This window comes from Roseomonas sp. TAS13, from assembly GCF_001950415.1.
Lineage (GTDB): Bacteria > Pseudomonadota > Alphaproteobacteria > Acetobacterales > Acetobacteraceae > Roseomonas > Roseomonas mucosa.
The window spans coordinates 1-8,724 of sequence record NZ_BDLP01000183.1 but is presented as its reverse complement, the minus strand read 5'-3'; the positions used below and the strand labels follow the sequence as shown (position 1 = coordinate 8,724).

The 8,724-nt window shown below is 71.1% G+C and carries 8 protein-coding genes; 2 read left to right on the top strand and 6 right to left on the bottom strand.

Translation table 11 applies throughout. From position 1 onward, the window contains the following. Positions 1 to 30 precede the first annotated feature (30 nt). On the bottom strand, positions 31 to 1,026 hold the full coding sequence (locus tag ROTAS13_RS14470; RefSeq protein WP_075822680.1) for an aldo/keto reductase: 996 nt from the start codon (positions 1,024 to 1,026) through the stop codon (positions 31 to 33). A gap of 277 nt (positions 1,027 to 1,303) precedes the next feature. On the opposite strand from ROTAS13_RS14470, the gene ROTAS13_RS14465 reads away from it, so the two are divergent. Continuing rightward, positions 1,304 to 3,649 carry a DUF4214 domain-containing protein gene (locus ROTAS13_RS14465; protein ID WP_075822679.1) on the top strand — a complete coding sequence of 782 codons (2,346 nt, stop codon included), beginning with the start codon at positions 1,304 to 1,306 and terminating at the stop codon, positions 3,647 to 3,649. Positions 3,650 to 3,724: 75 nt separating this feature from the next. Here the strand turns inward: ROTAS13_RS14465 and ROTAS13_RS14460 are convergent, their stop codons facing one another. The 5 genes from ROTAS13_RS14460 to ROTAS13_RS14440 are packed head-to-tail and all read right to left on the bottom strand — an operon-like array spanning position 3,725 to position 7,503. Further along, the gene (locus ROTAS13_RS14460) at positions 3,725 to 4,552 is read right to left on the bottom strand and encodes a phytanoyl-CoA dioxygenase family protein (protein ID WP_075822678.1); all 828 of its coding nucleotides are present in this window, start codon (positions 4,550 to 4,552) and stop codon (positions 3,725 to 3,727) included. A gap of 19 nt (positions 4,553 to 4,571) precedes the next feature. Beyond that, positions 4,572 to 5,306 (bottom strand): amino acid ABC transporter ATP-binding protein, encoded by a 735-nt coding sequence (locus ROTAS13_RS14455; protein WP_019460664.1) that lies wholly within the window; start codon positions 5,304 to 5,306, stop codon positions 4,572 to 4,574. A gap of 11 nt (positions 5,307 to 5,317) precedes the next feature. Then, on the bottom strand, positions 5,318 to 5,968 hold the full coding sequence (locus ROTAS13_RS14450; protein ID WP_019460663.1) for an amino acid ABC transporter permease: 651 nt from the start codon (positions 5,966 to 5,968) through the stop codon (positions 5,318 to 5,320). Then, on the bottom strand, positions 5,965 to 6,603 hold the full coding sequence (locus ROTAS13_RS14445; protein ID WP_019460662.1) for an amino acid ABC transporter permease: 639 nt from the start codon (positions 6,601 to 6,603) through the stop codon (positions 5,965 to 5,967). Before ROTAS13_RS14445 ends, ROTAS13_RS14450 begins: the two co-directional genes overlap by 4 nt. Before the next feature lie 18 nt (positions 6,604 to 6,621). Continuing rightward, a complete protein-coding gene (locus ROTAS13_RS14440; RefSeq protein WP_099781461.1) occupies positions 6,622 to 7,503 on the bottom strand; it encodes a transporter substrate-binding domain-containing protein in 882 nt (293 codons plus the stop codon). A gap of 185 nt (positions 7,504 to 7,688) precedes the next feature. On the opposite strand from ROTAS13_RS14440, the gene ROTAS13_RS14435 reads away from it, so the two are divergent. Next, positions 7,689 to 8,675, top strand: coding sequence for an isopenicillin N synthase family oxygenase (locus ROTAS13_RS14435; protein WP_075822677.1), 987 nt, complete (start codon positions 7,689 to 7,691; stop codon positions 8,673 to 8,675). Positions 8,676 to 8,724: the final 49 nt, after the last annotated feature.

Sequence of the window (8,724 nt, the reverse complement as noted above, 5' to 3'; positions counted from 1 at the left end):
GCCTTACGGTGGAGCTGTGCGTAGATGTGATCAAGAGACAGCCACCGGATAGGCCGGGTCGGTGTAGCCAGGGGTGGAGGGGTGCCCGGCCGGCACCAGCCGGTCCACCAGCGCCTCGTCCTCCGCCGTGAAGCGGTGGTTCAGCGCGCCGAGATACTCCTCCCACTGCGCCTCGGTGCGCGGCCCGGCGATGGGCGCGGTGACGAGGCGGTTGTGCAGCAGCCAGGCCATGGCGAACTGGCCGGGGGTGATGCCGCGCGCCTGGGCGTGGCGCGCGATCTCCTGGGCGATCTCCAGGCTTTCGCGACGCCATTCGGTCTCCATCAGGCGCTTGTCGGCGCGTTCCGCCCGCGTGCCCGCCTCCGGCACCGCATCGGGGCGGTACTTGCCGGTCAGCACGCCCCGCGCCAACGGGCTGTAGGGGGCGACGCCCAGGCCGAAATGGGCGCAGGCCGGCAGGTGCTCCACCTCCGCCATGCGATTCAGCGCGTTGTAGAGCGGCTGGCTGACCACGGGCCGGTCGATGCCCGCCGCGTCGCAAAGGCGGCAGATCTCCGCCAGCCGCCAGGAGCGGAAGTTGGAAACGCCGAAATGGCGGATCTTCCCGGCGCGCACGAGATCCGCCATGGCGCGCACCGTCTCCTCCAGCGGCGTCTCGTGGTCCTCCTTGTGCAGGTAGAGGATGTCGATTGCCTCCACGCCCAGGCGGCGCAGGCTGGCTTCGGCGGCCAGGATGCAGTGGCGGCGCGACAGGCCGCGGTCGTTGGGCCCCTGCCCCGTCGGGTTGGCGAGCTTGGTGGCCAGCACCCACCAGTCGCGCTCGCCATGGATCAGGCGGCCGGTGATCTCCTCGGAGCGGCCGGCATTGTAGACATCCGCCGTGTCGATGAAGTTGATCCCGGCCTCCCGCGCCCGGGCCACGATGCGCCCGGCGACATCCTCCTCCGCCGGGCCGCCGAACATCATGGTGCCGAGGCAGAGCGGCGAAACCTTCAGGCCGCTGCGACCGAGCCTGCGATACTCCATGGAAGTCCTCCACCCTTGTCGTGCCGCCGCGATCCTAGGGCGGGCGATCCGGAATGCCGACCCCTCCAGCCCCCGCGAACCTCGGACCGGCCTTCAAAATGCAACCATAGGTTGTTGTTAAAAATCAGGTTTCTCCCGCCATTCTTTCGGTTTCGATCTGGTCGCGTGCCGATTCTTTCCCGATAACCACTGCTCCACGAGGGTTATCGCTATGGCGACGAGCAGCTTCACTCCGACAGGGCCCACCTTGGCCGGCCCCCTGACGACGGACGACCGGTTGGTCGTCGAAGCGGGCCAGGCGCTCGTCGTGACCGGCCTGGTGCTGGTCGGGGCCGTCTCGGATGCGGGGAGCCTGTCGGTTCCGGCCTCCTCGACCCTGGAAGTCGCCCGGAGTGGTGCGACGGAACAGAGCATCGACCTCTCGGGACGGATGGAGGTTGCGGGCACCGTCAGAGTGGACAACGGACAGGCCCTCGTCGCATCCCAGGGTGAGCTCGTTCTGGCCGGAGGCTATTTCGGCCCGCCCGTCATGGACGCGGGCTCGACGATCATGGTGCCGAGCTACGCCCAGAATCCTTCCATCAAGGTGGAGGGCCTGGTCCATGGCTATGGCGTCATGGGGGCCGGGCGCGAGTTCAGCCGCGGCCCGGCCCTGTACGGCACCATCGAGAACCTCGGGACGATCGTGGCGGATGCCCCCGGCCACCAGCTCTCCGTGGCCGCACGCACCTTCACCAACACCGGCGTGCTGGAGGCCGGGAGCGGCAGCACGCTTGACGTGCTCACCACCTCCTTCATGGGCGCGGGCACGCTGATCGTGCGCGATCATGGGCAGCTTCTGGCCGGCGCGGGCGTGAATCCGGACAGCCACATCATCCTCGACGGCCCCGACTCCCAGATGTCGGGGCATGTCTTCTTCATGGGCGCCCGCTTCACGCTCGAAGGCCACGACCAGATCGGGGTGAACGGCTATAACGGGGTGATCAACCGCTATGGCCTGACCCAGGTCGGCACCGCCGGCAGCCTGGAACTGCTGAACGGGCGCGACTTCCACTCGGTCAACACCATTGCCGACAACGGCAGCATCCTGCTCGGCGGGGGCGATTTCGATTCCGCCGGGCTGACCGTCGGTGCCACGGGCAGCTTCGCCGGGCATGGCAGCCTCGGCGGGACGGTGGTGAACAACGGCACCATCACCGCCCAGGGCGGGACGCTGGTGATCGACAGCGCCAGCCTCACCGGCACGGGCGGCTTCGCGATCCAGGCCGGGGCGGAGCTCAGCCTGGGCGACCGGGTGGCGGACAATGCGGCGGCGGGGATCGGCACGCTGGGCACGGATGTCGGCATCCGCTTCCTGGGCGCGACCGGCACGCTGAGCATCGAGGAGGCGGGCGATTTCCATGCCTCCGTCGCGGGCTTCGGCATCGGCAACCGCATCGACCTGATGAACGAGAGCATCGGCTTCGGCATGCTCAACGCCGATGGCACGGCGAGCCTCTATGGCAGCGGGGCGCAGGCGGGCGAGCTGGTCGCCGTCCTGTCGATGAAGGACCTGCGCTCCGGCCATTTCGTCACGGTTACCGGCGACGGCCGTGGCGGCACGCTGGTCGGGCTGAGCGACAGCGATCCCGGCCTCGTGCACATGGTCCAGGGCGGCGCGGGCGACGACCGGCTGAGCCTGGACGGCCATGCGCTGAACCATGTCGATGGCGGCGGCGGCCACGACAGGCTGGTGCTGGGCGCCGTCGGGCTTCGCGGCAGCGAGGTCGCCATCCAGGCGGACGGCACCCTGCTGCTGCAGGCCGGCGGCGCGGCCGCCGTGCTGCGCGACGTGGAGGAGGTGCGCTTCGCCGATGGCCGCATGGTCTTCGACCTGCACGACCCGGCGGCGGAGGTCATGCGCCTCTATGGCGCGGCGCTGGGGCGCTCGCCGGACCCGGCCGGGCTGAACCACTTCATCGATGCGCTGGACGGCGGGCAGAGCCTGGCCGGCATCGCCACCGGCTTCCTGAACAGCCGCGAATTCGCCTTGCGCTACGGCAGCCTCGACGACACGGGGTTCGTCACCCGCCTCTACAGCAATGTCCTGGGCCGCGCGCCTGATGCCGAGGGGCTGTCCTTCCACATCACCAACCTCGCCCATGGCATGTCGCGCGAGGAGCTCCTGGTCAGCTTCTCGGAAAGCCAGGAGAACATCGCCCGCACCGCCCCGGTGGTGCAGGCGGGGATCTGGGATGCCGACGAGACCGCCATGCGGGTCGCCCGCCTCTACGACGCCACCTTCGGCCGCCACCCGGATGCGGGCGGGTTGCAGTTCTGGGCGGACCGCATCGAGAGCGGCGCCCTCGCGCTCGCCGGCGTCGCACGAGGCTTCGAGGGCAGCGCGGAATTCCAGGCGAGCTATGCCGGGCTGGACAATGCCGGCTTCGTCACCCGGCTCTACCAGAACGCCCTGCACCGGGCGCCGGACGCGGGCGGGCTCGCGAACTGGACGGCGAATCTCGACGCGCATGTCCTCAGCCGCGCCGAGGTGCTGCTCGCCTTCTCGGAAAGCGCGGAGCACCAGATGCTGACCGCGGACCTGACGGGCAGCACCTCCGGCCACGGCATCGCCTTCGCCTGATGGCCTCCGCCCGGCGGTCCTCGTCCGGGGCCGTCCGCGCGGAACCGGCCGCAGCGGCCGGTCCCACGATGGCGCTCAGGCGCGCCGGACGACCGGGAAGACCGAGCTGTCCATCGGTCCGCCCGGTTCCGGCGCGCCCGGCAGCGGCGGCGGCGACATGAAGCCGTTCCGCAGCACATAGGTCGCGTCGTCGCCCGTCCAGCGCGATGACACGGCGCGGCGCCGCGTCGGCAGGTGATTGCCCGGCGCGCCGTGCAGGGTGAGGCCCTGGAAGACCACGCAGTCGCCCGGCGCCAGGTCCCAGCCGAGCAGGCGATTCTCCCGCTTCACCTGCTCCATGTCCGGCATGGTCTCGAACTCGTCGGTCGGATGGTCCTTCTGGTCGGCGAAGCGCTTCGGGCGGAACCAGCGGCCCCAGCGGTGCGAGCCGGCCACGTACTCCACCCCGGCCTCGCGCGGCACCGGCTCCAGCGCCATCCAGAGCGAGCAGACCTGGAAGCCGTCCACCGTCCAGTAGGGCTGGTCGTGGTGCCAGGGCGTCGGCTCCAGCGTGCCCGGTTCCTTCACCAGCACATGCTCGTGGAAGAGGTTCACCTTGCGCGAGCCCATCAGCCGCCCGACGATCTCCGCCGCCGGGGAATGGAACAGGAATTCCCGGTATTCCGGGATGCGCTGCCAGTTGCAGTAGTCGGCGAAGAACATGCCGGGCTTGCCCTCCGGGGTGTAGCGCTTCCCCATCGGCCCGGGCTCCTCCATGTTGCGCTCGATGCCGCGGTCCAGCATCGCCAGCCATTCCGGGCCGAAGGCGCCGCGGACGCGGACGGCGCCGTCCCTGTCGTAATCCGCGCGCAATGCGTCGAGCTGGGCCGCGAGGGCTTCCGGCAAGGTGGCGGTGGCAGACATGTCCTGTTTTCCTTCGGGGCTAGCCCGCCGCCCAGGCGACGCGGCCGAGATAGGTGGCGAGGAAGCGCCGCAGCCGCTCTTCCGCCGGATGGGTGAAGACCTCCTGCGCCGGCCCGTCCACCAGCACCCGCCCGGCCTCCATGAACAGGGCGCGCGTGGCGACGGAGGCGATGAAGCCCATCTCGTGGCTGACCACGAGCATGGTCAGCCCGTCCTTCGCGAGGTCGCGGATCACGTCCAGCACCTCGGTGGTCAGCTCCGGGTCGAGGCTGGCCGTCGGTTCGTCGAAGAGCACGAGGCGCGGCCGCGAGGCCAGGGTGCGGGCGATGGCCACGCGCTGCTGCTGCCCGCCGGACAGGGTGGCGGGCTTGCGCCCGGCCTGCTGCGTCAGCCCCACCCGGGCCAGCATGCGCTGCGCGATCTCCCGCGCCTCGGCGCGCGGCATCTTCCGCGCCACGCGCAGCGGCATGGCCACGTTCTCCTCGGCGGAAAGGTGCGGCCAGAGGGCGAAGTTCTGGAAAACCATGCCAATGGCGCCGTCGCCGGGGCGGGCCTGCCTGCCCTCCACCGTCACGCGGCCCCCGCTCAGCGGGTCGAGCCCGGCGATGCAGCGCAGCAGCGAGGACTTGCCGGAGCCGGAGGGGCCGATGATGCCCAGCACCTCGCCCCGGGCCACGGAAAGGTCGATGTCGCGCAGGATCTCCACGTCGCCGACCCGGCGCTGGAGGTTCTCGACGCGCAGGAGCTCGCTCATTCCCCTCTCCCTCAGGCCGCCAGGAGCCGCGCGGTCACGCGTTCCGCACGCCGTCCGGCCACGGCCATGATCTCCACCAGTGCCCAGTAGAAGACCGCCAGCACCGCCATGGCCGGGGCATAGGCGAAGGTGGCGCTGCCGACGCCGGTCACGCGGAAGGTGATCTCGGGCACGGTGATGATCGACAGGACGGCCGTTTCCTTCAGCAGGATCACGGTCAGGTTCACGATGGCGGGCAGCGCCGCCAGCGCCGCGCCCGGCAGCAGCACGCGCAGCACGGATTGCGCACCGTTCAGCCCGGCCAGCCGCGCGGCCTCCATCTGGGCGGGCGGCACGGCGACGAAGCCGCCCCGGAAGACCTCGGAATAGTAGGCGCCGCCATAAACGGTCAGCGCCAGCATTCCGGCCAGGACGGGCGAGAGGTCCAGCCCGATGAAGGGACCGCCGTAGTAGAGCAGGAAGGACTGCACCAGGAAGGGCGTGCCGCGCACCACCTCGACCAGCACCGCCAGCAGCCAGCCCAGCGGGCGCGGGCCGAGATGCCGGCCGCAGGCGACCAGCAGGCCGAGCACGAGGCCCAGCGCCGCGCCGCCCAGCCAGACCAGCAGCGTCAGCGGCAGCCCGTTCAGCGCCGCGACGAAGGATTGCTGCAGGACGTTCACGGGACGCGCCTCCGTGCCGAGCCGATGCCGAGCAGGACGAGGTTCAGCGCCAGGTAGAAGAGCCCGGCCAGGGCATAGGATTCCAGCGGCATGAAGGTGCTGGCGGCGATGGCCTGGGAGTTGCGCGTGATCTCCGAGATCCCCACCACCGAGACCAGGGCGGAAGCCTTGAGGATCATCGTCGCCTCTCCGACCAGGGCGGGGCGCATGGCGGCCAGCGCGATGGGCAGGCGGATGCGCAGGAAGGTCTGGCGCGGCGTCAGCCCGGCGAGCAGCGCGGCCTCCAGCGCCGGCCTCGGCACGGTGGAAAGCCCGCCGCGCAGGATCTCCCCCGCATAGGCGGCGCAGCAGAGGCCGAGCGTGCCCACCGCCGCCACCCAGGGCGAGAGGTGCAGGCCCAGGAAGGGCAGCGCGTAGTAGGAGAGCAGGAGCTGCACCAGCAGCGGCACGCCGCGGAAGAAGGAGACGTAGAGACGCGCGAAGAGACGCGCCCCCGCCGAGCGGGCGGTGGCGGCGGCGGCGATCAGCGCGCCGAGCGAGAAGCCGATGGCGATGCCGGCCAGGGACACCAGGATGGTGTTTCCCGCCCCGCGCAGCAGGGCGGGCCAGGCCTCCGCCAGGAACGCGGCGTCCAAGCTGTCAGGCCGTCCGGGTCAGACGGCGGGGTCGGTCACGCGGGCCGGCACGTCGAAGCTCTGGCCGAACCACTTCTCCTGGATCTTCGCCAGCCGCCCGTCGCCGCGCATCTTGTCCAGCGCCGCGTCCACCGCGTCGAGCAGCGGCTTGCTGGCCTCGTCCTTGCGGCCAAGGAAGCCGAAATAGCTCTTGGCGCCGAAGGTGGGCAGGACCACGGCGAAGACGTTCGGGCGCTGCTTGGCGGTATAGGCGATGTTGGGCAGGGAGTTCCCCACGGCGACGATGCGCCCGGCGGCGAGGTCGGCATAGGCCTCCGAGAAGGAGACGTATTCCCGCACCTCCGTCTTGCCGGGCAGCTTGCCCACGAATTCCTGCGTCTGGGCGAGCTGCGAGGTCGCCTTGCCGGAGCCCACCGCCTTGCCCGCCACATCCTCGGGCTTGGTGATCCCCTTCTCGCCGGCGCGCTTCAGGAAGGCGACCGTGGCCTCCGCCACGGGGGCGGTGAAGCGGTAGCGTTCGGAGCGGGCCCTGGTGATGGTCGCGGGGCCGGCCACCATGTCGTAGTTCCCGGCATCCAGCCCCGGCAGCACGGATTCCCAGGGCAGGTCCTGGAACTCTACCTTCACGCCCAGCTCCTTGCCGATCTCGGCGAAGGTATCGGCGTTCAGCCCGACCTGCTTGCCGCCCTCGGTGAAGTCGAAGGGGGCGAAGTGGAATTCCGAGGCGACATTCAGCACGCCGGCGCTCTTCGCCTTGGCCAGCGCGTCCTGCGCCCGGGCGAGGCGCGGCGCCGCCAGGGTGAGGGCCGCCGCGGCGCCGAGCAGCGCCAGCGGGCGCCGCCCGATCGCGGCGACCCCACGGGCGAAAGCCGGGGACGGCCGGGTGGGAAGATCCGTCATGCCTCATCTCCATGCCGGGCCTCCATCATGCGGGCACGCGGGAACGCGCGCTCCTTTGCGGGGAGACCTCCGGGAATTCCAGACCGAGCCGTGCCGCGGCGTTCCCGCCGTCTTTCGGGATGCAGGTTGACCTGCCCTGCCCGCCTCGTAAAGCTCTGCGCCGGAAGCTTTCCGAGGGTATCCCCATGTCCGCCTCCGTCGCGCCGGCCACCCTGCCCATCATCGACATCGCCGGGCTGCGCGCGGGCCATCCGGGGGCGCTGGAACGCGCGGCGGCGGAGATCCACGCTGCCTGCACCGGCCCGGGCTTCTTCTACATCCGTGGCCACGGGGTGCATGAGGGCGTGATCGCCGCCGCGGTGGACGCCGCCCGCGCCTTCTTCGCCCTGCCGGAGGACACCAAGCGCCAGGTCGCCGCCAATCGGCTGCACCGCGGCTGGCATGCCATGGGCGGGGCGCTGATGGAGGGCGCGAGGCACACCGACCGGAAGGAGTTCTTCTCCATCGGGCTGGAACTGCCGGAAAGCGACGCGGCGGTGCGGGCGGGCGAGCCGCTGCGCGGGCCGAACCAGTGGCCCGCCTTCGTGCCGGCCATGCAGCCGGCCTTCGCCGACTATTTCCGCGAGATCGGCCTCGCCGGGGCGGCGCTGCTGTCGGCCGTGGCGGCGAGCCTCGGCCTGCCGCCGGATTTCTTCGCCGCCTCCTACCGCAAGCCGCTGCAACGGACCCAGGCCATCTACTACCCGCCCCGGTCCGAGGGCGCGGGCGAGGACGAATTCGGCGTGGCGCCACACACGGATTTCGGCTGCCTGACCCTGCTGTGGCAGGATGGCAATGGCGGCCTCCAGGTGCGGGAGCGGCAGAGCGGCGGCTGGATCGACGCGCCGCCCCTGCCCGGCACGCTGGTGGTGAATGTGGGCGACCTGCTCGGGCGCTGGAGCAACGACCGCTTCGCCTCCACCCCGCACCGGGTGATCAACCGCTCGGGGCGGGAACGCTTCTCCATCGCCACCTTCTACGACCCGGATTTCGGCGCCATGGTCGATCCCCGCGCCCTGGGCGCCGCGGAAGGCGAGGCGCGCTACGAGCCGGTCACCGCCGGGCAGCATATCCTGAACCGCTTCGACCAGGCCTTCGGCTACCGCAAGCGCCTCGCCGCAGCCCAGGGCTGACGCCGGGGCCCGTCCGCGGCCCCGCCCGCCCTGCCCCCTCTTTCCACGC

Excerpts from the sequence above, each read along its gene's own strand:
- ROTAS13_RS14470 (WP_075822680.1), bottom strand. The coding sequence starts at position 1,026 with ATGGAGTATCGCAGGCTCGGTCGCAGCGGCCTGAAGGTTTCGCCGCTC.
- ROTAS13_RS14460 (WP_075822678.1), bottom strand. The coding sequence starts at position 4,552 with ATGTCTGCCACCGCCACCTTGCCGGAAGCCCTCGCGGCCCAGCTCGAC.
- ROTAS13_RS14455 (WP_019460664.1), bottom strand. The coding sequence starts at position 5,306 with ATGAGCGAGCTCCTGCGCGTCGAGAACCTCCAGCGCCGGGTCGGCGAC.
- ROTAS13_RS14440 (WP_099781461.1), bottom strand. The coding sequence starts at position 7,503 with ATGACGGATCTTCCCACCCGGCCGTCCCCGGCTTTCGCCCGTGGGGTC.
- ROTAS13_RS14435 (WP_075822677.1), top strand. The coding sequence starts at position 7,689 with ATGTCCGCCTCCGTCGCGCCGGCCACCCTGCCCATCATCGACATCGCC.